The sequence below is a fragment of the Rhodophyticola sp. SM2404 genome (genome assembly GCF_053570515.1).
On sequence record NZ_JBSEDL010000001.1, the window covers coordinates 559,798 to 582,235 of the forward strand.

At 53.2% G+C, this 22,438-nt stretch carries 26 protein-coding genes and 1 tRNA gene; 14 read left to right on the forward strand and 13 right to left on the reverse strand.

The window, feature by feature from the left end; all coding sequences use genetic code 11:
• Positions 1 to 367: 367 nt before the first annotated feature.
• Positions 368 to 922, reverse strand: a complete 555-nt coding sequence (locus tag ACTYEO_RS02835) for a hypothetical protein (RefSeq protein ID WP_449322182.1) — start codon at positions 920 to 922, stop codon at positions 368 to 370.
• A 32-nt stretch (positions 923 to 954) separates the two neighbouring features.
• A complete protein-coding gene (locus ACTYEO_RS02840; protein WP_449322183.1) occupies positions 955 to 1,257 on the reverse strand; it encodes a hypothetical protein in 303 nt (100 codons plus the stop codon).
• A gap of 286 nt (positions 1,258 to 1,543) precedes the next feature.
• Between ACTYEO_RS02840 and ACTYEO_RS02845 the strand changes: the two genes are divergently transcribed.
• Positions 1,544 to 1,783, forward strand: a complete 240-nt coding sequence (locus ACTYEO_RS02845) for a hypothetical protein (RefSeq protein WP_449322184.1) — start codon at positions 1,544 to 1,546, stop codon at positions 1,781 to 1,783.
• Between the two features lie 22 nt (positions 1,784 to 1,805).
• A tRNA-Ile gene (locus ACTYEO_RS02850) sits at positions 1,806 to 1,882 on the forward strand.
• 22 nt (positions 1,883 to 1,904) lie between these two features.
• Here ACTYEO_RS02850 and ACTYEO_RS02855 read toward each other — a convergent pair.
• The 4 genes from ACTYEO_RS02855 to ACTYEO_RS02870 form a co-directional block, all read right to left on the reverse strand.
• Positions 1,905 to 2,585, reverse strand: a complete 681-nt coding sequence (locus tag ACTYEO_RS02855) for a hypothetical protein (RefSeq protein ID WP_449322185.1) — start codon at positions 2,583 to 2,585, stop codon at positions 1,905 to 1,907.
• Between the two features lie 87 nt (positions 2,586 to 2,672).
• Positions 2,673 to 3,005, reverse strand: a complete 333-nt coding sequence (locus ACTYEO_RS02860; RefSeq protein WP_449322186.1) for a DUF3768 domain-containing protein — start codon at positions 3,003 to 3,005, stop codon at positions 2,673 to 2,675.
• 4 nt (positions 3,006 to 3,009) lie between these two features.
• Positions 3,010 to 3,468 (reverse strand): hypothetical protein, encoded by a 459-nt coding sequence (locus ACTYEO_RS02865; RefSeq protein WP_449322187.1) that lies wholly within the window; start codon positions 3,466 to 3,468, stop codon positions 3,010 to 3,012.
• Between the two features lie 440 nt (positions 3,469 to 3,908).
• Positions 3,909 to 4,646 (reverse strand): hypothetical protein, encoded by a 738-nt coding sequence (locus tag ACTYEO_RS02870; RefSeq protein WP_449322188.1) that lies wholly within the window; start codon positions 4,644 to 4,646, stop codon positions 3,909 to 3,911.
• A 209-nt stretch (positions 4,647 to 4,855) separates the two neighbouring features.
• Between ACTYEO_RS02870 and ACTYEO_RS02875 the strand changes: the two genes are divergently transcribed.
• Together ACTYEO_RS02875 and ACTYEO_RS02880 are read left to right on the forward strand one after the other, a co-directional pair.
• The gene (locus tag ACTYEO_RS02875; RefSeq protein ID WP_449322228.1) at positions 4,856 to 5,158 is read left to right on the forward strand and encodes a DUF6626 family protein; all 303 of its coding nucleotides are present in this window, start codon (positions 4,856 to 4,858) and stop codon (positions 5,156 to 5,158) included.
• A 120-nt stretch (positions 5,159 to 5,278) separates the two neighbouring features.
• Entirely contained in the window at positions 5,279 to 5,638 is a 360-nt protein-coding gene (locus ACTYEO_RS02880; protein WP_449322189.1) for a hypothetical protein, read from the forward strand.
• Positions 5,639 to 6,205: 567 nt separating this feature from the next.
• On the opposite strand, the gene ACTYEO_RS02885 is transcribed toward ACTYEO_RS02880, so the two are convergent.
• The 5 genes from ACTYEO_RS02885 to ACTYEO_RS02905 all read right to left on the reverse strand — a co-directional run bounded on the left by ACTYEO_RS02885 (position 6,206) and on the right by ACTYEO_RS02905 (position 8,260).
• Complete coding sequence (locus ACTYEO_RS02885; protein ID WP_449322190.1) at positions 6,206 to 6,505, reverse strand: hypothetical protein; 300 nt, start codon at positions 6,503 to 6,505, stop codon at positions 6,206 to 6,208.
• A gap of 32 nt (positions 6,506 to 6,537) precedes the next feature.
• A complete protein-coding gene (locus ACTYEO_RS02890) occupies positions 6,538 to 6,885 on the reverse strand; it encodes a cupin domain-containing protein (RefSeq protein WP_082896429.1) in 348 nt (115 codons plus the stop codon).
• Positions 6,886 to 6,972: 87 nt separating this feature from the next.
• Positions 6,973 to 7,260: a nickel-binding protein gene (locus tag ACTYEO_RS02895; protein WP_068294737.1), complete on the reverse strand. Its 288-nt coding sequence runs from the start codon at positions 7,258 to 7,260 to the stop codon at positions 6,973 to 6,975.
• Positions 7,261 to 7,343: 83 nt separating this feature from the next.
• Positions 7,344 to 7,715 (reverse strand): hypothetical protein, encoded by a 372-nt coding sequence (locus tag ACTYEO_RS02900; protein ID WP_068294740.1) that lies wholly within the window; start codon positions 7,713 to 7,715, stop codon positions 7,344 to 7,346.
• Between the two features lie 71 nt (positions 7,716 to 7,786).
• Positions 7,787 to 8,260 (reverse strand): hypothetical protein, encoded by a 474-nt coding sequence (locus tag ACTYEO_RS02905; RefSeq protein WP_449322191.1) that lies wholly within the window; start codon positions 8,258 to 8,260, stop codon positions 7,787 to 7,789.
• 331 nt (positions 8,261 to 8,591) lie between these two features.
• On the opposite strand from ACTYEO_RS02905, the gene ACTYEO_RS02910 reads away from it, so the two are divergent.
• The gene (locus tag ACTYEO_RS02910) at positions 8,592 to 9,053 is read left to right on the forward strand and encodes a winged helix-turn-helix transcriptional regulator (protein WP_280099361.1); all 462 of its coding nucleotides are present in this window, start codon (positions 8,592 to 8,594) and stop codon (positions 9,051 to 9,053) included.
• Positions 9,054 to 9,926: 873 nt separating this feature from the next.
• Here the strand turns inward: ACTYEO_RS02910 and ACTYEO_RS02915 are convergent.
• Both ACTYEO_RS02915 and ACTYEO_RS02920 read right to left on the reverse strand, forming a co-directional pair.
• The gene (locus tag ACTYEO_RS02915) at positions 9,927 to 10,721 is read right to left on the reverse strand and encodes an IclR family transcriptional regulator (RefSeq protein WP_449322192.1); all 795 of its coding nucleotides are present in this window, start codon (positions 10,719 to 10,721) and stop codon (positions 9,927 to 9,929) included.
• Positions 10,699 to 11,118 (reverse strand): acyl-CoA thioesterase, encoded by a 420-nt coding sequence (locus ACTYEO_RS02920; RefSeq protein ID WP_449322193.1) that lies wholly within the window; start codon positions 11,116 to 11,118, stop codon positions 10,699 to 10,701. The genes ACTYEO_RS02915 and ACTYEO_RS02920 overlap by 23 nt, the downstream gene beginning before the upstream one ends.
• A 93-nt stretch (positions 11,119 to 11,211) precedes the next feature.
• Between ACTYEO_RS02920 and ACTYEO_RS02925 the strand changes: the two genes are divergently transcribed.
• From ACTYEO_RS02925 to ACTYEO_RS02965, 9 genes are all read left to right on the forward strand, one after another.
• Positions 11,212 to 13,932, forward strand: a complete 2,721-nt coding sequence (locus ACTYEO_RS02925) for a benzoate-CoA ligase family protein (RefSeq protein WP_449322194.1) — start codon at positions 11,212 to 11,214, stop codon at positions 13,930 to 13,932.
• 40 nt (positions 13,933 to 13,972) lie between these two features.
• Positions 13,973 to 14,935: a TAXI family TRAP transporter solute-binding subunit gene (locus ACTYEO_RS02930; protein WP_449322195.1), complete on the forward strand. Its 963-nt coding sequence runs from the start codon at positions 13,973 to 13,975 to the stop codon at positions 14,933 to 14,935.
• Between the two features lie 63 nt (positions 14,936 to 14,998).
• Positions 14,999 to 16,969 (forward strand): TRAP transporter permease, encoded by a 1,971-nt coding sequence (locus ACTYEO_RS02935; RefSeq protein WP_449322196.1) that lies wholly within the window; start codon positions 14,999 to 15,001, stop codon positions 16,967 to 16,969.
• A gap of 15 nt (positions 16,970 to 16,984) precedes the next feature.
• Positions 16,985 to 17,680, forward strand: coding sequence for a fumarylacetoacetate hydrolase family protein (locus ACTYEO_RS02940; RefSeq protein WP_449322197.1), 696 nt, complete (start codon positions 16,985 to 16,987; stop codon positions 17,678 to 17,680).
• A complete protein-coding gene (gene maiA, locus ACTYEO_RS02945) occupies positions 17,677 to 18,324 on the forward strand; it encodes a maleylacetoacetate isomerase (protein WP_449322198.1) in 648 nt (215 codons plus the stop codon). Before ACTYEO_RS02940 ends, maiA begins: the two co-directional genes overlap by 4 nt.
• 12 nt (positions 18,325 to 18,336) lie before the next feature.
• On the forward strand, positions 18,337 to 19,440 hold the full coding sequence (locus ACTYEO_RS02950) for a cupin domain-containing protein (protein ID WP_449322199.1): 1,104 nt from the start codon (positions 18,337 to 18,339) through the stop codon (positions 19,438 to 19,440).
• On the forward strand, positions 19,430 to 19,987 hold the full coding sequence (locus tag ACTYEO_RS02955) for a hypothetical protein (RefSeq protein WP_449322200.1): 558 nt from the start codon (positions 19,430 to 19,432) through the stop codon (positions 19,985 to 19,987). Before ACTYEO_RS02950 ends, ACTYEO_RS02955 begins: the two co-directional genes overlap by 11 nt.
• Before the next feature lie 398 nt (positions 19,988 to 20,385).
• The gene (locus ACTYEO_RS02960; protein ID WP_449322201.1) at positions 20,386 to 21,615 is read left to right on the forward strand and encodes a tyrosine-type recombinase/integrase; all 1,230 of its coding nucleotides are present in this window, start codon (positions 20,386 to 20,388) and stop codon (positions 21,613 to 21,615) included.
• Between the two features lie 218 nt (positions 21,616 to 21,833).
• Positions 21,834 to 22,145, forward strand: a complete 312-nt coding sequence (locus ACTYEO_RS02965; RefSeq protein WP_449322202.1) for an H-NS histone family protein — start codon at positions 21,834 to 21,836, stop codon at positions 22,143 to 22,145.
• Positions 22,146 to 22,438: the final 293 nt, after the last annotated feature.

The window sequence follows — 22,438 nt, forward strand, 5'->3', positions numbered from 1 at the left end:
CAATGCGTATGGTAGTTTAGGCCGATCTAGTCGCGTATCTTATCATGTGCATAGACGGATTACAGCTCGGCTTGGCTCGCAGGCACACTTAGTAGAAAAATTAGACCATTGATTTTATTGAATAATAATCCAAACACGCTGTTTGGAAACGCCATGTTTGAGTTTTTTGTCAAACACGCTGTTTGCAACAGGAGTGTTTGGGTATTTGCAAATAAACGCCGTGTTAACACTGTCAGTTCAAACAGCGTGTTTGACCTGAGTATTGCTGTCTCACGACCCTCGATGCTGGCTTTTTGTAGGGCAGATTTGCTGTGTTTGTGCTGGGATGGATCGCAAAGATCATTAGCAACTTGAGCCTTACAAAAGCCTAGGCGTCGTTCACTGTGGTCAGCAGTCTGGCAAATCGGAATGCATACATTAGGATTAAGAAGCAGACGAAGAAGCCAGCCATGTCACCAATCACGTATCCAGAAGCAATTAAGAGGTTTAACTCGTGCGCATGCAGCGCAGTCATCCCGACACTATTAAAAAACGAACCAAACAAAGCAATTATTCCAAAGTATTTCCAATTCGGCATCCCGCGTTTCGAGGCAAGATCAGGAAATACTGCTTTCGCAATTAAAAAGCCTAACAAGCATGCCAAGATGTTACCCAACGGAGACCACAGGTCTAGACTAATACCAGCCTGCTCACTCACCACCATCATCAAATATGCTGCGGGTAACAAATAGATAGCTGCTCTCCACCCAAAAAACCAAAAAGACAGTACCCTAATACCATGAGGCAAGAACAATAAACTGACCTCTAATATGACATTACTCAAAAGCATCTGCTGGAGAGGAGCAACGAAGCCGATCACAAGTGAATACGCAGTGATGTAGGCAACACTCACGATCACGAAGTTCTGGATATGCTCTTTCAAGTGTGGTGAGTCCTGGTGTGCGTTTATGCGCTTTAGCTTACGAGAGTATATAAGCCGCGCTTCTCGCCACCTTTAGCAATTTTACCCAAATTCTCAAGATTTTTCAGCGCTCGAAACAGTGATGGGCGCGAGTAAACGTTGTTCAAAGGATGCTGCAAAATGTCCTTTGTGCTCACCAGAGGTGTGTCACCGGCTAAATCAGCGACAGAACTCAGAACAGACTTTTCGATAGCTCCAATATCTCTGATACCAAACTCAGCCTCCATATCGGCAAGCATGATCTGCATTTTTGCGATATTCTTAAGAAGTGAACTCATATCAGGTTTCGTCTCCATGTGTTGGTTTCTTGGTAGTGTTGAACTTCTTACCACAATTCAGTATCGGGTTGCAAAGCATACAAAAGGTATACTATTGAGACCTCATTCATGAGTTACCCCAACTTTCTTGTCCATATTATCAAGTGCTTTAGGCTGGGCTATCCAACAGGATGCTTGGCCTTTTTTATGACCAGCAGCCTGTCATAAACAATTTATTTCCATAGTAGATGATGAAGCCCATTGGCACTTGCACAACGTCGCTGCGTTTCTAAATTAGTGCTGCCTAAAGAAAGGAGTAAGTCACATGTCTGATCACAACGAATTCCAAAGTATCATTGCGCGTGTTTTGAACGCAGACGATCCTGTGCGTGAGTTGCGCAGCTTGGTTTTTGCTTCTGGTGGACATTGGTCGGATGTCACTGAGAATGTTCTATTTGAAATCAACTTTCTTGGCGTGGCAGGATTAGGCCATGGCGCAGCCGCCGCTGTAGAAAACTGGGTCCATAACGCGCAGCACGCAAACGCGGTCGACACTGCGGCCTAGGCGTTTTATTTAAGGCATGCGTGGGCCTGTAGCTCAACTGGTTAGAGCAGAGCGCTCATAACGCTTTGGTTGCGGGTTCAAGTCCTGCCGGGCCTACCACGAAGATTATTGCAGTGACCGATCAATGCCGTTGGGCGGGCTTTACGATGTCGTCTGTGTCCAACTGTAACCACGCCGCCCACAACAGCGTCTTGAGGTACACAGCTTCAGACCTCTTAGAGCCTTGATCCTTGTGTTCAAGCAATAGCCCAGCCCAGCACAGAGGGCGCAACACACAGCTGTAAAACGCAGACGTTGCCCGCCATGCCATGGGTTCATCACTAAGTGGACCGTAAAACACTTCGTACAGCTCAAGTTCTGTTGCTGCGTTCTCTGCTTCGACATTGAGCACGTTCAACCACACATCCCATGTACCTAAAGCTTGCTCACCACTGCGACTGTAACCACTGTGATCTATGTTGAGGATGTAAAAAGGCACCAAGGTGTTCAGTAGCTGTGCTGGATTTGCCAACAGCGCTGCGCCCTGCTTGGTGATTTTGAACTGCCCTTTGTAGTGCCGCCCGAGTTTTAGCTCAATCAACAGGAAATGAAGCAGCTCAAGCGGAGCAAAGTCATATTCATTCAGCACCTTGTTCACGCTGAACAACTCGTCATAGCCCATATTGGGCCAATCAAAATGCTCTGCTGCCCAATGCACGAAGATCCGCTTGAATGCTTTGCTGGGCGTAAGGGGGATTGAGCCGTGATCCTGTGCGTATTGCAGGGTCAGCAGTGCCGCTCGCAGCAAAGGCGAATGCTTCATCACAGCATTATCATTAGGCAGTTGCCGAAACTCTATCATCCAGAATAAGTGGCATGGCGATGATGGCTGTGCCAGCTTTGATTCAGCTCAATACTCGTCCGCCAGCATGACGGTGAGCACACGCGTGGTCACAGTGGGATCGCTTGGGTCAGGTGAATGCATCAGCAGATCCACGTCATAACAATCAAACTTCCAAAAGAACGTGTTGCCGTTCAGCTTGATGACCCCAAAGTCACGCTCGCCATGCGGGTCGTTGTTTGGTGTAAAGGCATCGAAGTCCTCAACGGCGATCAACAGCTGTGCAACTGTGAGTGGATCACAGGCCAACACGCCCTGAGTGATCACCCAACGACACGGATCGAGACGCTGACGCGCCCGATCATTAAGTGCTGCTATTTTGGCAGCGTGAGGATTTGTCATAGCCTCACCCATTGGCACTTGCCTTGGCTGCACCGGGTTTGAGGCGTGGTTGGCGCTCTGCCACTCGGGTAATGGCCGCATCCAGCTCCCCTGCAGCTGCTGCATTGAGCAAAGCATCCAGCGCAGCTGCCACCTCATCCAATGACTTCACAAACACTGCGTTGTTGGTGCCATCCACTGCGATCACACGTGCCCCGTATCTGCACTGCACATACCACCCACCGTCTTGTTCAAAGAACCACGGACGTACACGGCGATGCGTTTTGATCAGCTGTGCTTCTCCAAACTCATCTTTGATCCACTTGTGTCGTTCAACGCGGTGGTCTTCTTTCTTGAGCGCTGCCGCGTGAACCAGCTTTTGTTCTTTAAGCCCTGCTATGAGTTTGTCACGTCGCGCTATAATGGGATCGCGCTTGGTGCTGCGATCAACTGTTTTGAATGTAAGCTTTGCGAGATGTGTCATGTACGCTCCTACCTGTTTGGTTACAGCTAAAGCGTATGTTCAAATGTGATACTGGACGACCGAAAAGACAGTCAAGTTACTGATTTTATATGAAAATATTTGATATTGAGGTTATTTCCTCATATGTACAGCATTGGTCCCATGTGTTCGTGCTCAATGATTGGCATATAGAAAGCAGCGTACACACACCGAAAGCTACGCCCATAAAAAAAGCGTCTAACGGTTTGCTCCGCTGACGCTGTGTTTGTTTGTTATCTCTCTTTGTTTAATCATCTTCGTTTGAGCTTTTGTTGATGTTCTGTGTTTGAACATCTTTATCTTGTCATCTTTGTCTTACGATGTTTGTTTGAACAACTGCTCGTGAACAAGGATGTGCCAAGACCTGCGTCTTTGGCATCTGTCATGTTCAAACTGCTCAAGTGTTTGCTGTGCGAAGGGGCTTAGCCGCGCTCCACGATCTGCAAATCACCGCTTGCCTCATATCGTGCCTTTTGTGTGTGTAATGCCTGTCGTGCCTGCCTAAGCCAGATTGGGCTGGCTGCCCGTGTAATTCGTTGTGCCTGCTGCTCATGTGTAAACCGTGCAATGGTATTGGGCAAAGTTTGGTCCCAACACAATTCATCTAAAATGGTGTCGCTGCCCATGCGCCAATACTCGTGGGTCACATAGTTGGCCACAGCTGTGCGGTCTTGCACTGGCATGATCCAGTTCTTTACCAGAGCCGCTGTTTGAGCATGATGCTGCGCCCAGACTGCGTTGAGCAAACAGCACATGTGTTCTGTGTTTTGCAGTGTAGCGTTGATAACGAAGTGAACATGAAAGTTCTCACTGTCAGCGCCTTCGTGGGCAAAGCACCAACGTGGGACGCGCATGTTCTGACGCTCAGCAGCTTTGCCAAACATTACGCGGTCCATCTTATTCCAATAGCTGCGCAGAAGCTTATGAGCGGATTGCCGGCCAATAGTCCTGCCGTTCACAAACTTGAGCGTGCCAAACACATCCCAGTCTTCTGCCAGAAGATGCTGCACCAAAGCTTGTCGTTCTTGTTTGCGTTGCTCAAATCCCATTGCGGTTCTCCGCATGTATTTATCAACGAAGAAGAAAAAGGCGGCAGAAACGGCAAGATTGTGTTGCATCAATTGTGTTGGAACCACTGTGTTGTAGGTTTGTGGTTGCAAAATAGTGGTTATCCCACAGTCCCTAGGAAATTCCCACAACACAGTCTTACACCAAAGTGTCGCAAGAAGTTGCTACAACACAGCTTCTAGCTTGTGTGTTGAGCGATACTATCCACCCTCATGTTTGCTCCAACACCACTGTGTTTTGATAAATACTTGCGAGACCAAAACATTGGGAGAATTAGATGAGCATAAGACTATTAGAACACATGCGCGATGAGTTAATCGCAACGGGGATCGTGCAAAACACACCAGAGTTTTGCCGCAGCTGGCTGGGGCGCAGTGAGGGTTACATCCGTGTGCTGCGCTATCACAACACAGAACCCAGTGTGGAAACGCTGAGCATTTGTGCAAGCAAGCTTGGGTACTATGGCGCTCGACTGGCTGGTAGTGATCAACATGAGCATCAAGTGTGGGCTAAACGTTTGTCAGACCTGAAAGCGTTATGTGAGAGTGCCATAGCGAGGCAGGCAGAGGCTGTGTGGCGTGCGCCAGAACGGATGGCGGTATGAACATACATCCGAAATGGGTTCTACAGCCGCAAAAATCTGTGCTGCGGTTTTTTGTAGGGAAGTACTTATGCTCTTGGGGTGGCCTTTTATGTACCCCACTGCCCAAGCTAGGAGCAGCACATGACTGACCGTGACGAGCTACGCCGATTGATAGATGTGATTGAGAAGGCATCCAGCAGCGTTCAGTTGGATCAAGCCATTGAAGACATTAAGACTTTCTCCAACACTGCTAGCTTCTTGGCCAATAAGTTAGAGACGCGCCTCAAGGGTGGCGACGCAAAGCCAAAGGGCAAACCAAAGTCGCGGATTGGCAAAGCCATTGCACCACCGCCGGTTCCCAAGCCTAACGTGCCGCAGCCACCGACCACTGCAAGCTCTACAGCAAATGGCATGCCTTCCGCTGCGTCTAGCGCAACATCGCAAGCTGACTATGACAGGCTTAAGCCGCAGGGCAGCCAAGGCCCAATCTCAACATCATAAACAACTGGCGTCGTACAGCGTGTACAAGCACCGTGTTGGTGCCGACTTGTGCTTGTAAAAAACGTGTAGGGATTAGCGCAAGTTGCAGCTGTACGCCTGTTTTTGAGCATTTTGTCCACATCTTGCATGGAACTCTAGAGCTTCAGCGTCTGGTTGACCGAAAGACTGGCAGGCATAGCAAAAATACCCTAACCTTCAGATAATAAGAGGATTCTAGATGGATCAGTCAGCACGGGAAAAGTTCTTTGAACGCATCGAAACTTCGCCACTGGCCGCAAGAGGCTTCGGTAGTTGTCCCATGACTACCCTAAAAAGTTACTGAAGGGTGAAATTAGTCTCGGCCACGCCATCCAAAGAAAGGCTAAAGGTGGCTGAATGCCTTAGTCATTTCATTCGTCAAATGGGAGGATGACAGACTCACGTTGTTGGCAATGCTGATGGCGTCAGATAGAATTCAATAACATTAGCTTTTGAGCTGTCAAAAAATCGGAAAAATTTGAGATGTAATGAGCGAGACCCCTTTAATGGGACCTCGCTAACCTTTACTCATTAATAGCCTTGCGGGAATTAAGTGAGCGGTGTAGCCCCCGTTTCCATGCGGATTATTTTTCCGTCTTTGAGCATGCAAACCAGCATCACGGCTTCTTTGGTATCATCGGGGTAGGACATGAAATCATGAGAAACCAAAATCTCATCATTTTCATAAACACAACGAGATGCATCGTTCACAAACTTTGGGTTCCCCATCATACCAACGACCATCGATGCCCATTCATCTTTTGTGAATTTGTTACCTGATTTATGAAATACAATTTCTGCATCTTCATGAATAAGTGCAACATAACCCTCGACATCCCGGTCATCCATGACTTTTGTTAGTTTCTGGTATAACGACATTTCTATTCCCCCCATGCTCCGGCAAACTCGTACACGACCGCTCTTTTTCCACCGACGCACCATGCGTCATGATTTGGCGAAATCGCATATGCATCACCAGCAGAATATGTGGCCTCCGAGCCATCGTCGCAAACACAATGAATGGTGCCTTCAACGATGATACCAGTGTGCGTCGCTTGGCAGCTATGCGTACCCACAACTGGTTTGATGTCCTTCGACCATTTCCACTCTGGTGCGAGTGTGAGCTTCATCACACGCTGACCGAGAACGTTAACAGCCTCCATACGTGCATTTGGCATGTCCTTTGATTCATCGGCTTGAGTTGCGAAGCTTTTTACTTCAATTGGCATTGTAGATTTCCTTTTCGGGGGCATTTTGATCCTGTTGAAACAGTCTCGATCCCAACGTTAGTGTTATTCATTAGGTGAGTTTTAGATTTAGCTAACAACAGAAGTGTTGTGCTTTATCACAGTAGCAATTTCAGATATCTCACTGGCAGGAACACCCGATCTTTCAGAATGCTCTTTGATCAAATTTTCGCTATCCGAATTGTAAATACAAAAAATAGCATCGCCAACAACATAGCTCTGCTCTTGCATAATGTTCTTCCCCTCGGAGCGCATCGCTTCCAGAACTTCTTCTGAGCCTTTGCCTGCATTGTTCAATTCATGTTTCGGAATGCTTCCTGCGCCTTCCATTTCACGTCTAATTAGAAACTTTTTCATGGGATTCTCTTTCAAGTATGATAGTTGTGTGTTGTTGACCATCCCCGGTTACAGACATGGTAATTGGTTCAAGCATTGGCCTATTATAACGTCTCTATAACCTCGCCGTTTATAACCAACACTTCGCCGTACTTTGCCATAATTTCGAAGAAACCGGGGGCATCAGGCCAGGACCCAGCAGCATCGAGATGCTGACCAATCCCTTCTGGGCGTACGTAAACTTCGTTTATTGAAAAAAGTACGTTTCCAGTGATCCCATCGTCAGGGTTTGCAAAATTTACCAGCTCATCAGATTTTGAAACATAGTAGTGAACTAATTGAATCTTGCTATCATCATAACTGTGATTATCACGCATCCACTTTGCATGCGTTTTGATTTCAGCATCTACATTGGATACGACATCCGCTGGGACTTTCACGTTTAAGTTGAAGGTCCTTTGTCCATTTTTAACCATTTCAATTCTGCTTTCCGTATTATGTTGAACTTAGTTGTCGGGTGAAAGTTTCTACACTCATTGGTGTGATCTCAATCGGCTGCGACCACGTGGTACATTTGCTGTCCTGTGCTCAGCATACCTGTGACAGTCCCAACAAATTTCTGTCCGACATATGGCTCATACTTGCCACTGCCAGCAGTTAGTGAGCCAATGTATTCAAGTTGTGGCGTTATCTCACCAAAATAAATGGCCAAATCACCATCTGGATCCATCATACTACAAACGCCCACGCCTCCGAATGGCGCACCTTCAGCAGTCAGTGCTATTGATTGGTTGCATTCTGCCGTTACGAGTGCTGGGAAGCCCTCAGGCGCTTCTGACCAATCCCATAAATCGATTGAACTATTGATCAAAATCGATCCAGTCATGCCTTCCATCATCTTAGAAGACGACGGTGCGTTTGCTAGGCCTGCCATGCTCCAAATTTGTGAGTGACCATCTGCGAGGACAGGGGTAGTGCTGCAAACTAAAATTGCTGCAAGCATTTTGGTAGTATTGATCATCTTTTCGTTCCTATGTTTCAAGATTTGTCTTATTTGGTGCTGTTGCGCTGAGTATTAGAGTGTTGGCCATCAGGACCTTGAGACGTGTGGCAGTTACCGCAGGCGGCTGGGCCTTCTACCAGATAGGTGCCTCGCTCTAGCGATGGTTCGGCACTGGCAAAATTTGCCATGTTCAGGGCTAAAACTCCGGTCAGGACCCCTAGACGTGCCTTGTTATGATTATTTCGCATCCGCAGCGTACCTCTGTGATCAACGTCGCAAACATGCTTGCATCGGCTCCCATCGCGATCTAGTCTAAAGATTGAAGTGGTTTTCGAGAGAGGATGAAACGATGCTTGATCAGTCCGTTGAACAAGAAATGTGTCCCATCGCGTTGGCTTCGTATCTATTTGGTGACAAGTGGATACCTATCATTATTAGAGACATCGCTCTTTTTGATCGGCGCACATTCAATGATATATTGAAAAACAACCTTGAAAAAATTTCGTCCGGTTCCTTGTCATCTAGATTACAGAGACTTACCCATTTAGAGATGTTGGAAGTGACGGACGACGGCACGCATTCTCAGAAAAAAATCTACAGCTTGACCGAATCTGGAGTTGGGTTTGTTCCCGTTGTTTTTAAGATGGCGTCTTGGACTGCGAAGTTCCGCAATCCATCTCCAGTGGTGGTTGCAATGTCTCAGCCATATATCGATGGCGACACTGATGCTATAAATTCATTTTTGAAAAATCTTCGAGATATTCACATTCACAAATCCACCGTTCCTCAGCCATTTTGGTGGAAAAGTTAAAGGCGCTCATGTTGCGGGTTTTGTGCAAGATTCAGGTGGCGCGATGGAGCTTTTGTGTATTTTTATTTCTTAAAGGCTTTGTAAGTATCAGGTTCGTGGAAGTTTTGAAAACAACGACAGCGAAAATTTTGATCAGTATGTCGCACTGGGTTTGCGGGGAGCTTTTTCGAACAGGGCGTCGCCTGTTCTTGTGTTTCTCACACTGTCGCGAACACAGTGTTCAACACAGTGTTCTCACTCTGTTCACCCTCAAATTACCAAAAACACACTTTTACGCACACCAAAAAATCAGTACGCTAAGTCACAGTAATCGAACACCAATCTACTGCCACCTGCATTGAAAATCCTCGTGTCGGTGGTTCGATTCCGCCCCCGGGCACCATTTATCAAAAAATATCAATGACTTAGATCGGCTCCATACACGCTTAGGTTGTGTTTTTCAAAAACACACCAAACACACACTTTTTGCCGTGTTACTCGCTATTTTGACTGCGGATTCGCTGTGTTGGACACAGTGTTGGCTAGTGCTGTATTACTAACACTGTGTTGGCGGAGTTTTGGGGCAACATTGTTGGAAACACAAAGCTTGGAGTTTGCTTCTTGGAACCAAGAACTTCACAGCTTCGCCTCTAAGCGGACATTAGTGCATCTCGCGGCGAACGGCAGCAACGAGCCCGACTCGGCCATTTTGATTTTACGCTGCGTGCGCATGCTGCACCTAAATTACTGCGTGAGCGTAAAACTCAATGCGGTTGTGCAGCAGAAAACCGGCCATTCGAACTCTTTGTGGCGAGAACATAATGCGCAAAGATCAAGTCGTGGGCTCGCCGAAAGCGGCTAGAGACCATTATCCTGATGAGGCAAAATTAGTGGCTATTGGTTTTTTGTAAAAGAATGGGCGCAACAGAAGTCGATTAGGCTGCGATTAGCATCTGATCCAGCTTCAATATCTTCCGGCTCTGTACCGATCAGTGTTACCGCTGCCTGCGCTTCGCCCTGCCAATCGAGTATGGGCGCCGCGGTTGCCACGAGACCGGGTATGAAGATGCCGTCAACAGCGGCATAGCCCTGTGCGCGCGTTTTGCGGCGCAGGGCTTCTATGCCAGCGGGATCGGGCGCGAAATCACGCGCGAGTCCTTTGTTCTTACGCGCAAGGTGCAACTCTTTGGCGAGCGTTGCACGAAGGGGCTCCTGCGGCCCCCACGCCAGAAAGACCCTCCCCGTCGAGGAGTTGAGCAAGGGCAGGATCGTGCCCAACCCCATGGAGGTGACGACAGGCGAGGCTGCGCGCTCCCACCGCACAACGGTAGCGCCTTCGGTGCCGAAGACGGAGAGAAGCACTGTGAGCCCCGTTTCGTCGCGCAAATCAGACAAATGTCCGGACGGGCCATTCACAAAATCATGCCTTCCGATGGCCGACAAGCCAAGCCGAACCGAGGAGGCGCCAAGCCCGTATTTGCCGGAACGCTCCTTTTGCTCGACATAGCCTGCGTGGATGAAGGATGCGAGATAGCGATGCACCTTGCTAGGCGGCATATCACAAAGTCGCGCCAGATCCGTCAAAGACACCGCGCCGTCTTGTGCGCCCATAATGTCCAGAACCCGCAGGGCCGCATCAAGCGATTGGATCCCCGCGCTTTGCCCGTCATGCTGACCCTGTTTTGTCATCGATGTTCAATGCCTTTCGAAGTGCCCCCATATCGCCGACCCTCATAGAGCCTTCCGAACGGATGAACAACGCGCGCCGCTCCGACCCGGTGAAGCACAGGGTTTGCCCAACGGTACCGCGATAGCTTAGATCGAGGATGCGGGGTTGCCAGGCGGCCACCTCAAGCGTGAGCGACAGCAGGTCACCGTCGCGCATGGGCGATTTGAAATTCGCTTGCGCCTCGACGAGACCGATACCGAGTGCGCCGAATGTACGGCAAAGTTCTGCATGGCCACCGAAGGGGCGCAGCCAGCTGTGAAAAGCCGCATCCATCCACCTGTAAGTATTTGGATAGAATACAATTCCCGCAGGATCACAATCGCCGAAGGTGATGTTAAAGCTCTCTGTGTGATACATCTATTTTTCCTTTCTATAAAAACTATTGCACAATGTGGAATTATTTTCTAGCGTTGCCGCAGAGGGGCACCAAGAGCCTCCGAGGGAGAGAGAATGTCGCAACAGCTTACCTTTGCCATCATTGGTGGCGGGCCTGCCGGCCTGTACACAGCCATCGCTTTGCGCCGGAAAATGCCCCATGTCCGCGTGCAGGTGTTTGAGCAAAATCCGCAGGGCGCGACCTTCGGCTTTGGTGTGGTTTTCTCTGATCAGGCGCTTGCTTTTCTCAAGGCGGCCGATGCGCAGATCCATGATCTTGTGACGCCGCATATGGAGACGTGGCGCAACATGGTGCTTGATCTGCCGGACGGGCGTGAAACACTTGACGGTGTGGGGTTCAATGCTATCGGGCGGCTGGAGCTGATCGAGATCCTGCGCAAGCAGGCGCTGGAGTTGGGCGTTGATATGTCATTTTCGCACGCCATTTCTGAAGTCACAGCGATCGAGGCTGATCTGGTGATCGGTGCTGACGGGCTCAACTCGTTGGTGCGGCGCAGCATGGAGGACGATTTCACGCCCGAGTGGGACAGCTTCACCAACCATTTCGCGTGGTTCGGCACCGAGCGGCCCTTCGACGCCCTGACCCAGACCTTTATCGAGACCGACAAAGGCCCGCTTAACGCCCATCACTACCGCTTCGCACCCGACCGCAGCACTTTTATCGTGGAGTGTGAGGGCGAAACGTTTGAGCGCTATGGCTTTGCCAGTATATCCGAGAGCGACAGTGCCGCGCTTTGTGCCGAGCTGTTCCGCGAAACACTGCAAGACGCGCCGCTTATTACCAATAAATCGGCGTGGCGGCAGTTTCCCAAGTTGTGGTGCCGCAACTGGGTGTCTGGGCGCCATGTGATTATCGGTGATGCTGCGCATACGGCGCATTTCTCCATCGGATCGGGCACGCGGCTGGCGCTGGAAGACAGCATCGCACTGGTCGAGGCGCTGGCGGGGGAGCCTGACATCGACGCAGCTCTTGCGCATTTTCAGGCCGCGCGGTTGCCTACTGCCAAGAAAATCGTGGATGCCGCGAATACCTCGGCAAAATGGTACGATAGTTTCGGCGACAAGATGGCGCTAGAGCCCATCGATTTCGCCCATGACTATATCACCCGCTCGGGGCGGATTGATGCGACGCGCCTGCGCAAGATCGCGCCCGCCTTTGCCGCGCGCTATGAGGGCGCACGCCCTGCGCAATTGGGCGATCCTGTTGCCGCCGATGTGCCCGGCGCTGTAGAGATCGGATTCAAGAAGGCGGAGCACCCTAATTGCTCGGCGATTCTGTGGAATAACCTGCACCGCAATCCGGACAAGCCCGCCTTGATCGGCTCACACGGCAGCATCAGCTATGCGGCGCTGATCGCGCAGGCCGCGCAGTGGGGCCATGCCTTTGCCGCCGCAGGGCTCGCGCGCGGTGAACGTATTGCCTTCTTCCTCGATGATACGCCTGCCTTTGTTGCGGCCTTCTTCGGGGCGGCGCGTGCTGGGTTTGTGCCGGTGCTGCTAAACACTCAGACAACGTCCGAAACGCTGGGATATTTCCTAAAGGATTCCGACGCGCGGGTCGTGGTGTGCGAAGGGCCTTTGGTGGAGGTTTTTGACAGTGACGTGCTAAAGTACGCTGACGCCCCGACGCTGGTAGAGGTGAATGGGGGCGTCGCCCGCGAGGGATGGCTGAGCGCCGATGATTTCCTAAAAGGCCAGCCCGATACGCTGGCCTGCGCCGACACTGATCCCGACGATATGGCCTTCTGGATGTACTCCTCAGGCACGACGGGGCGGCCCAAGGGCATCGTGCATCTGCACCATGATATGGCCTACACCCACGCCTCCTTTGGGGAGCACACGCTGGGCCTTACGGCGGATGACATCTGTTTTTCGGTGCCCAAGCTTTTCTTCGCTTACGGGTTCGGCAATTCCGTGACCTTCCCGTTCTCTGTGGGGGCGACGGCGGTGCTTTTGGCGGAGCAACCGCGCCCCGAGCATGTGCTAGACGCGATCGAGGCGCATCGCCCGACTGTCTTCTTCGGCTTGCCCACGCTGTTTACAGCGCTTGCGCGTCACCCTCGCGCCGCAAGCACCGATTTCTCCTCCCTGCGCCAAAGCATGTCGGCGGCTGAAATCCTGTCAGAGGAGATTTATGCCCGCTGGGTCGATCTTGTGGGGCATGGTCCAACCGAGGGGCTTGGTTCGACCGAGTTGCTTCATGTCTATCTGTCCAACAGCGTCGATGACCACCGAATTGGCGCGGCGGGCGCGCGGGTGCCCGGTTATGAGATTAGGCTAGTGGGCGCGAACGGCGCGACAGCGGCGGGGGGCGAGGAAGGCGTGATGTTTGTGCGCGGCCATTCTTCCGCGCCCTACTACTGGAACCGCCCCGACAAGACCCGCGAAACCATGCAGGACGATTGGATTTGCACCGGCGACCGCTTTGTGGAGCGCGACGGGTATTATTACTTTCAGGGTCGCTCCGACGAGATGATCAAGGTTTCAGGCCAATGGGTCTGGCCGCTGGAGGTTGAGCGGTGCCTGAACAACCACCCCGATGTGCATGAGTGCGCGGTGCTGGCCCATACGCTTGAGGACCGCAGGACGACCCTGCGCGCGGTTGTGCGTCTGCGCGACGGGGTGGCGATGGATGCGGCGCAAAGCGATCTGCTGCGCGCGCATGTCAAGGCGACGCTCCAGCCATACAAATATCCGCGCATCGTCGAATACGTGGCCGAGTTGCCGAAAACAGGCACCGGCAAGATCGACCGTCAGGCGTTGCTGGACGCCTGAAACAAAAAAGAAAACCAACATCTCTCGGGAGGAGACAACAATGTTTAGACAAACCCTATTGGGTGCGGCCTGTACCGCGCTGTTCGCAGGGGCCGCGATGGCTCAGGTGGAATCGATTGCCACACCGCCGCAAGGTTCGGTTTGGAACACCATGGGCTCAGTCATGGCGGGTCAGGCGCGCGAGGATGCGGGTATGCGCATGGTTGTGCAACCCTATGGCGGCAACGCGCAGATGATGCAGGCGCTAAACGAGGGGCTGGCAGAGTTTTCCCTCAATGACGTCAATGATGTCATCTCGGCTTATCAGGGCACGGGCGAATATGATGCGCCGATGGCTGAATTGCGCGTTTTGGCGCGGATCAATCCGTTTCCAGTTGGGCTTTATGTCAAGGAGAGCTCGGGTATGACGGCGGTCAGCGATCTGGCGGGGCGCAGCGTGCCGTCAGGCTGGGACGCTTTTCCAATTGCGCGGTCTCATATCTCCGCGATCCTCGCCGCTGGCGGGCTTGAGTGGGATGACGTCACCGGTGTGCCCGTGCCCGAGCTTATTCGCGGCTCCGACGATATGGCGTCGGGGCGTGTGGACAGCGCATTCTTTGCAGTCGGAGGGCCGAAAGTGGCCGAGGTTGACGCCTCAGTGGGCGGTGTGCGGTTTTTGACCGTCGAGGCGAACGAAGAGACGCTGGCGAGAATTCAAGCGGTACGACCCGCCTTCTATTTTTCCGAAGTGCAGCCCGCCCCTCCGCGCGTTGGCGTGATGGAGCCGATGATGTTTGTCACATGGGACAATGTTTTGGTGGCAGGCGCGCATGTCTCTGATGAGTCGGTAAACAGCTTTCTGTCGGTGATCTTTGATTCCTCTGAGGCCATTGGCGCTGCCTATCCGCCACTGCGCGCACTCAATATCGAAACCGCGTTTCAGGACTATCCCGGCGTTGAGTACCACCCAGCAGCCGTAGCCTTCTTCGAGAACCGCGGCATCGCGATGAGCACTGAGCAGTAGCACATCCTTTTGGCGCGCAGGGTTATACCTGCGGGCCCATTCCCTTTGGCACCGGAGAGACCCGTGACATCAACGCCTGACAACAATACGGCGTCCTTCACGCCGCCCATCGCAGGCACGCCAATCGTGCGAGCGTTGGTGCGCGGTCTGGCAGGGCTTCTGACGCTCTCGGCCGTAATGCAGGCGGCGGATGTGCCCTCGCGGCTGGGATATTCCTATTACACCGAGCAGTTTCTGGCGATTATTCTGGGGCTCGCCTTGGCGTTGGTGTTTTTGTTGCGCCGCGCGCGGCGGGCGCCGCTTCATGCGGATCTGCCGCCAACTAAGCTCGATCTGGTGTTGGCCGCGGCGGGGCTTGGCACGGCATTATATATCGCGTGGGCCTACCCGCGGCTTGTATCTTCGGCGATGTCGCTTCCGCTGGATGCGTTGATATGTGCAGGCGTGCTGTTCTTGCTTTCCCTCGAAGGATTGCGCCGTGCGGTGGGGCCGACACTGGTGATCGTGGTGGTCTGCGTGTTGGGATATGGGCTTGTCGGGCATCTGGTATCGGGCGCACTGCAAACACGGGAAGTCGCGCCTGCGCAAATGCTTGTCTATCTGGCGTTTGATCCCAACGGATTGTTTGGTGTCACGCTGAATGTTGCGGCGACGGTTGTCGTGGCATTCGTCTTCTTCGGGCAGCTTTTGTTACGCTCGGGCGGGGCGGACTTTTTTAACGACATCGCCATGGCCACCATGGGCCGCAGGCGTGGGGGGGCCGCGAAAATCTCCATCGTGGCCTCCGCGCTCTTCGGCTCAATCTCGGGGGTGGTCGTCTCCAACATCGTGGCGACGGGCGTTGTCACTATCCGTCTGATGATCAAATCAGGCTTTCGCCGGACCACCGCCGCCGCGGTTGAGGCTGTGGCCTCCACGGGCGGGCAGATCGCGCCGCCTGTCATGGGGGCGGTGGCCTTCCTGATGGCGGATATTCTGCAAACCTCTTATGCGGAAATCGTCGTGGCCGCGATCATTCCTGCGCTGTTGTATTATGTCGCTCTTTTCGTGCAGGCGGATCTACAGGCCGCCAAGCAGGGCATCGCGCCGCTCGATGATATTGAGATCCCCGCGACCCGCGGCGTTCTGGCGAAGGGCTGGGTGTTCGCGCTGCCCTTCGCTGCGATCATCTTCACACTCTTCTGGCTTAACCTGCGGGCTGAGACAGCGGCGCTCTGGGGCGGTGCGGCGGCGCTGATCATCGGGCTGACGCTGGGCTATGCCAATAGCCGCATGGGCCTGCGTGATCTGTGGACAGCCATGGTTGAGGCCGGACGCTCCATGATTGAGATCATCATGATAGCCGCCGCCGCCGGTTTCATCATCGGCGTACTCAACGTGACAGGGCTCGGCTTTGCCGTGACCTTTGCGCTGGTTGATCTGGGGCAGGGTAGCCTCCTGCTGCTGCTCCTGATCTCGGCGGTGGTTTGTCTGGTTTTAGGGATGGGTATGCCAACGGTTGGCGTTTATCTGTTGCTGGCCGTGCTGGTAGCCCCTTCGCTTGTTGAAACGGGGGTAGAGCCAATCGCAGCCCATTTGTTCATCTTCTATCTGGGAATGATGTCGATGGTCACGCCGCCCATCGGGATCGGCGCATTCTTTGCTGCTGCTATTGCCAAAGCCTCGCCCATGAAGACCGCGTTGGAAGCGATGCGCTTTGGCTGGACCGCCTATATCATCCCGTTCCTCTTTGTCTTCTCACCCTCTCTTCTGCTGATCGGTGAACCGTTGGAGATTATTCTCTCGGTCAGCACGGCCGTACTGGGCGTCTATGCGGTCTCGGCGGCGTTTGTCGGCTGGTTGCACGGGCCAGCGGGTCCGCTGCGCCGCGTGTTGATCGGGCTGGCGGGTGTGGCGCTGTTGCTGCCGCCGAGCATCGGCGACGGTACGGTGCTTTGGCTTAACGCAGCAGGGTTTGTCGCCCTGTGCATCCTCTGGGCGCTCGGCCGGAGCGATCACGCGCCAACAGTCGCCGTATCTGAAACCAATTCATAATCCAAGGACTCCCTCATGACCTACGCCTTTCCACCCGCCCCCGTCACCAGCCTGCCAATTGTCGGCAGCCATGCGCGCTTGCCCGTGCGGCGTATTTTTTGCGTGGGGCGCAACTATGCCGCCCATGCCCGCGAGATGGGCAAAGACCCCGAGCGTGATCCCCCCTTCTTTTTCACCAAGCCGACTGACGCCATCGTGCACGACAATGAGACGATCCCTTATCCGCAGCTCACTGAGAATTTTCATTTCGAGGCAGAGCTGGTCGTGGTGATCGGTGCGGATGGGTCGGATATCGCGCTCGATGCGGCCTATGATCATGTGTTCGGCTATGCCGTGGGCAATGATCTGACCCGCCGCGATCTGCAACTCGAGGCGCGCGAGAAGGGCCGCCCATGGGATTGGGGCAAGGCCTTTGATCGCTCTGCGGTGGTAGGCCCGGTGCATTCCGTGGCCGCGTGCGGGCATCCCGAGACAGGCAGCATCAAACTGTCGGTGAACGGTGAAACAAAACAGGACGCCGACCTATCCGAGCTGATCTGGTCGGTGCGCGAAATTATCAGCACCATCTCGCACTCCGTTGCACTCAAACAAGGCGATATCATCATGACGGGCACACCCGCAGGTGTCGGGCCGTTGGTGCCGGGCGATGCCTGCACGGTCGAGATTGCGGGCCTCGGCCAAATCACCACGCATATCGGTCCGCGCGCATGACGTGGCGGTTGCATAATTTCTTTCGCTCATCGACCTCCACGCGTCTGCGCGCAGCGCTGAACGTCAAGGGGCTGCCCTATGACTATGTGCCCTATGTCCTGCGTAACGGGGAGACGCGCACGCCCGACTATCTGGCGATGAACGCCTCGGGCTTGGTGCCCACGCTTGAGTTGGAAAACGGCACCACGTTGGATCAATCACTGGCTATCATCGAATGGCTGGAGGAGACGCAGCCCGCGCCCGCTCTATTGCCGGATGATGCGCTTGGCCGAGCGCGTGTACGGGCGCTATCCTATATGATCGCCTGTGAGATCCACCCACTCAACAACCTACGCGTTCTGGGCTATCTCACAGGTTCACTTGGCGCCGACGAGGCGGCGGTGAAAACGTGGTTCACCCATTGGGTCCACATGACATTCGATGCGCTGGAGGCCCGTTTGGCGTGCGAGGGGCAAACAGGCCTCTATTGTCATGGCGACACGCCCACGATGGCCGACCTTTGCCTTTACGCGCAGGTCTGGAACAATCGCCGTTTCGACATCGCACCCGAGCGCTGGCCGACGATCGCCCGCATTTTCGCCGCCCTCGACGGGCTTGAACCGTTCCGTCGCGCGGCCCCGCCCGCGCAACCCGATGCCGCCTGAAGGAGACCTCATATGACAGATGAAACCACCCACGGGACTGTCGCCCACGGTATGCAGCCCGAAGATACGCCTGAATTGCGCGCGCTCTACCGTGGTTTTGAGGCGCAGCACCTGATCCCGTTGTGGACGCAACTGGGCGATTTAATGCCCATGCACCCCAAATCAAATGCCGTGCCCCATGTCTGGAAATGGGCCGAGCTGTTGCCGCTGGCGCAAGCCTCTGGCGATCTCGTGCCTGTGGGGCGCGGGGGTGAACGGCGCGCCATCGGGCTGGCAAACCCCGGCCTTGGCGGCAATGCCTATGTGAGCCCCACGCTTTGGGCCGCAATCCAGTATCTGGGCCCGCGCGAGACTGCGCCCGAGCACCGCCATTCCCAGAACGCGTTTCGCTTTGTCGTAGAGGGCGAAGGCGTCTGGACCGTGGTGAACGGCGACCCGGTGCGCATGTCACGCGGGGATCTATTGCTTACGCCAGGTTGGAATTTTCATGGCCATCACAATGCTACCGATGCGCCGATGACGTGGATTGACGGCCTCGATATCCCGTTCAGCCGCCACAACGATGTCGGTTTTTTTGAGTTTGGCTCTGACAAGGTAACCGATTATGCGACCCCCAACTTCAGTCAGGGTGAACGCCTATGGTGCCATCCAGGCCTTCGACCCCTTTCGGCCCTGCGCGATACCGTCAGCAGCCCCATAGGTGCCTACCGATGGGAGCACACCGACCGTGCGCTGACCGAGCAATTGCTGCTTGAGGAAGAGGGGCAACCGGCCACTACAAGCCAGGGTCACGCCGCAATCCGCTATATCAACCCGACCACCGGCGGTGATGTGATGCCGACGATCCGCTGCCAGTTCCACCGCCTGCGCGCAGGCACCACGAGCAAGACACGCCGCGATGTCGGCTCATCAGTGTTTCAGGTCTTTCAGGGGGCGGGCGCTGTCGTGCTGGGCGGGGTCGAGCACCGATTGGACGTAGGCGATATGTTCGTCGTGCCGTCCTGGATCACATGGTCACTTCAGGCTGAAACTCAGTTTGATTTGTTCCATTTCTCCGACGCGCCCATCATGGAGCGGCTGAACTTCGGGAGAACCGAGGTCCTCAATGACGCATGAGGCCCGCGCGGCCCTTTTGCAGCGTCAGGGGAGTGGGGCGCGCTATGATGCGCCCTGCGCGCCTGCTCAGGACTTGGCGTGGATGCGCGCAGGGACGGCTTATTTCAACCGATTATTGAATGAGTTGAGTGATGCTGCTCTTGATGAGGCGCCACCGCGAGGTGCACAAAGCCGTCGCATGATCATCTCGCAGACAGGCTATCATGCGCGGCATTTGGCGGAGATGGCGCAGATCTTTTGCGGAGAAGAAGATAAAGCAGCGCTGCTTGTGAACCTGACATTGGACAGTGTCCGCGTGCAGGCGGGTGCCGCCCTTCCTGCGCGCGCCCTACGACACCTTGTGGAGCATACAGGCGTTCATCTGAACGTCGTTCTGCGCGACATGCGGGACGCAGATTGGAAGCAGATCCGGCATGACCCAGACCGTACTGCAATCCCGGCAACCCTGTTGCCACGATTACGTGCCCGGCTGCTCTGGAAAAATGCACTCGACCTACGGGCGGGAGGGCGCTTGTCCGATGCGCCGGAGGGCCTGGAGCTAAAATAGCCGTACACTTGCGATCAAATTTGAAGCGCTTCTCGTGCCTAATTCAGGTTCATTCATCGTTTCTCAGCGCCGCTGGCGTCCATTTCAAAAGCCCAGATTTCGGGGAGTAGCTCATTCCGATATTGTTCAGCGAAAGTGAAGTTTGAATTTACCGTTACGAAGGCGCGTCAATGACCGCATCGGTGAAATAAGCTACAGTGCGGCATACGACATGCCGTAAGCGGAAAGCAATGCTGCGTCAGCGAAGTGTGAAAACTCCAAGGTCTGTTTTGTCCCGCATACGAGACCTTAGTGCAGAGCGCAGTGAATGTCTGCTGCCAGACCTCTCCTCTTCCAAACACACACTTCCGTAGACTTGTTGGTGCACCCTGCCTTAGTGTTGTGCTGAGGAGCAGGATATGCGGCAGCTGCGTGATGATACACATCTGATACTAGACGGCGAGGTGCGGGTGTATCGGCGTGAGCGCAGCAAGCGCTGGCAGGCTGCCTTTGTGATTGACGGGCACACCATCCGCATAAGCACTGGTAAGCGTGATCTGGCTGAGGCCAAGGAGTATGCCCGCGACACTTATTTGGAATACAAGTTCCGCCACAAGAACGACCTGCCTGTAGTCACCAAGAAGTTCTCTGATGTAGCCAAGCTGGCCATTGCGGATATGCGCAAGCAACTGGATGCGGGTTTAGGGCGTAAAGTGTTCGCAGATTACATTGTTTGTATTGAGCGTTACCTCATCCCCTTCTTTGGTGCACAGTATGTGACCACTATCGATTACGAGAAGGTACAACAGTTCTACGAGTGGCGGCGTGCCAAGATGGGCCGTGAGCCAAAGGCCTCAACACTGAACACCCACAACTCAGCCATGAACCGTGTGTTTGAAGAAGCTGTGGCCCGTGGCTTTATAGCACACAAGAATGTGCCACTGCTGGTAAACCGTGGTGAGAAGAGCGAACGCCGTCCTGACTTTACCCATGAGGAGTACGCTACACTTATCCGCAAGCTGCCCAGCTGGATTGATACTGGCAAAGCAGGCAAACCCACAGATATGCGTCACCTCATGCGCGACTACGTGTTGATCATGGCCAATACGGGCATGAGGCACGGCACGGAGGCGCTAAACCTCAAGTGGAAGCATGTGACACTTTTTGAGGAAAAGGATCTGCAATACCTAGAGATGAGCGTAACTGGCAAAACCGGTCGCAGGGATATTATCTGCCGCAGTGGAACGATCAATTACCTCAACCGCATACACGAACGCAGTGAAGACATAAGCCACATCCCTTTTGAAGACCTACTCAAGCAGCGCGTTGATCTGCCTGTATTCAGACTGCCAGATGGTACTGTCTCAAAGAACATCCACCAGACGTTCCGCAAGTTCCTCACAGACACAGGGCTGATTACGTGTCCACGCACAGGGCAGAATAGAACGCTGTATAGCCTGCGTCACACCTACGCGACCTTTGCCCTACTAAATGACGGAATGGACATCCACGCGCTTGCTGTGCAGATGGGCACAAGCATTGGCATGATTGAGCGGCATTACAGTCACCTCACGCCAAGGCTCAAGAAGGACATGCTTACGGGCAAACGGTATGAGTTGTCGCGGGATGAGTTTAAAAATTATGAGTGATATCATATTTTAAACCAAGTTGACTTATTTAAAGTGTCAAAAGGAAACTTTATTAAACACTTTGTTTTTAGAAAAATTTTTCTTGCGCAATTTAATTATTATCGAATGTTTGAATTTTTTTGCTCTAACGATAAATCATGCTTGCTCAAGGTTGTAAGTTAATATTAGAAACAGAAGTCCAAAATCTGATTTTCTAGTATGAAAGTAGAACATACAAAATGAACCTCGATGATCTTTCTCTTCAAGAACTTAAAAGCCTTCAAAACGATGTTGCTGTTGCGCTTTACAACTTTGAAAAGCGCAAGAAGGCAGAGGCTCTTGCGGAGATCAAGTCTTTGGCACATGCAAAAGGCTTTTCTCTGGATGAGCTCTTGGGTGGTGAAGCGGCTAAAGGCAAGCGTGCGCCCGCTGTTGCAAAGTATGCTGACCCAGCAAACCCAGACAACACATGGTCAGGCCGCGGCCGCAAACCAAAATGGCTAGTGGCACAGCTTGATCAAGGAAAGTCAGTTGAGGACTTTGCTCTTTAAGCCTTATAAGTTTTTTAGGGCTGCTCGCCACCACTACAGACAGTTAGACGAGTAGCGGGCAGTCCTAACTTTCAACTTCCTTCAAATTACCCCAATATTCAGGCAAGGTAAGGCGCTATCAGCATCTACCGCATTGTATTGGAGCAACATTATGAAGTACGTCTTCTGAGCCTCCCCCTTTGAATTGGTCCGTCCCTATAGTTAGGAAAACGGAGAATCGAAGATGGGAATTACGAGACCGAAGCCTGAAGAGATTGTTGTTAAGCTGAGGCAAGTTGAGGTGCTGACAGGCC

What these genes read in the sequence shown, in the direction of transcription:
- ACTYEO_RS02845 (WP_449322184.1), top strand. Translation starts at nt 1,544, where the DNA reads ATGTCTGATCACAACGAATTCCAAAGTATCATTGCGCGTGTTTTGAAC.
- ACTYEO_RS02880 (WP_449322189.1), top strand. Translation starts at nt 5,279, where the DNA reads ATGACTGACCGTGACGAGCTACGCCGATTGATAGATGTGATTGAGAAG.
- ACTYEO_RS02895 (WP_068294737.1), bottom strand. Translation starts at nt 7,260, where the DNA reads ATGAAAAAGTTTCTAATTAGACGTGAAATGGAAGGCGCAGGAAGCATT.
- ACTYEO_RS02855 (WP_449322185.1), bottom strand. Translation starts at nt 2,585, where the DNA reads ATGAAGCATTCGCCTTTGCTGCGAGCGGCACTGCTGACCCTGCAATAC.
- ACTYEO_RS02890 (WP_082896429.1), bottom strand. Translation starts at nt 6,885, where the DNA reads ATGCCAATTGAAGTAAAAAGCTTCGCAACTCAAGCCGATGAATCAAAG.
- ACTYEO_RS02875 (WP_449322228.1), top strand. Translation starts at nt 4,856, where the DNA reads ATGCGCGATGAGTTAATCGCAACGGGGATCGTGCAAAACACACCAGAG.
- ACTYEO_RS02930 (WP_449322195.1), top strand. Translation starts at nt 13,973, where the DNA reads ATGTTTAGACAAACCCTATTGGGTGCGGCCTGTACCGCGCTGTTCGCA.
- ACTYEO_RS02950 (WP_449322199.1), top strand. Translation starts at nt 18,337, where the DNA reads ATGACAGATGAAACCACCCACGGGACTGTCGCCCACGGTATGCAGCCC.
- ACTYEO_RS02910 (WP_280099361.1), top strand. Translation starts at nt 8,592, where the DNA reads ATGCTTGATCAGTCCGTTGAACAAGAAATGTGTCCCATCGCGTTGGCT.
- ACTYEO_RS02940 (WP_449322197.1), top strand. Translation starts at nt 16,985, where the DNA reads ATGACCTACGCCTTTCCACCCGCCCCCGTCACCAGCCTGCCAATTGTC.
- ACTYEO_RS02905 (WP_449322191.1), bottom strand. Translation starts at nt 8,260, where the DNA reads ATGATCAATACTACCAAAATGCTTGCAGCAATTTTAGTTTGCAGCACT.
- ACTYEO_RS02865 (WP_449322187.1), bottom strand. Translation starts at nt 3,468, where the DNA reads ATGACACATCTCGCAAAGCTTACATTCAAAACAGTTGATCGCAGCACC.
- ACTYEO_RS02955 (WP_449322200.1), top strand. Translation starts at nt 19,430, where the DNA reads ATGACGCATGAGGCCCGCGCGGCCCTTTTGCAGCGTCAGGGGAGTGGG.
- ACTYEO_RS02885 (WP_449322190.1), bottom strand. Translation starts at nt 6,505, where the DNA reads ATGGATGACCGGGATGTCGAGGGTTATGTTGCACTTATTCATGAAGAT.
- maiA (WP_449322198.1), top strand. Translation starts at nt 17,677, where the DNA reads ATGACGTGGCGGTTGCATAATTTCTTTCGCTCATCGACCTCCACGCGT.
- ACTYEO_RS02960 (WP_449322201.1), top strand. Translation starts at nt 20,386, where the DNA reads ATGCGGCAGCTGCGTGATGATACACATCTGATACTAGACGGCGAGGTG.
- ACTYEO_RS02920 (WP_449322193.1), bottom strand. Translation starts at nt 11,118, where the DNA reads ATGTATCACACAGAGAGCTTTAACATCACCTTCGGCGATTGTGATCCT.
- ACTYEO_RS02900 (WP_068294740.1), bottom strand. Translation starts at nt 7,715, where the DNA reads ATGGTTAAAAATGGACAAAGGACCTTCAACTTAAACGTGAAAGTCCCA.
- ACTYEO_RS02840 (WP_449322183.1), bottom strand. Translation starts at nt 1,257, where the DNA reads ATGGAGACGAAACCTGATATGAGTTCACTTCTTAAGAATATCGCAAAA.
- ACTYEO_RS02965 (WP_449322202.1), top strand. Translation starts at nt 21,834, where the DNA reads ATGAACCTCGATGATCTTTCTCTTCAAGAACTTAAAAGCCTTCAAAAC.
- ACTYEO_RS02925 (WP_449322194.1), top strand. Translation starts at nt 11,212, where the DNA reads ATGTCGCAACAGCTTACCTTTGCCATCATTGGTGGCGGGCCTGCCGGC.
- ACTYEO_RS02860 (WP_449322186.1), bottom strand. Translation starts at nt 3,005, where the DNA reads ATGACAAATCCTCACGCTGCCAAAATAGCAGCACTTAATGATCGGGCG.
- ACTYEO_RS02915 (WP_449322192.1), bottom strand. Translation starts at nt 10,721, where the DNA reads ATGACAAAACAGGGTCAGCATGACGGGCAAAGCGCGGGGATCCAATCG.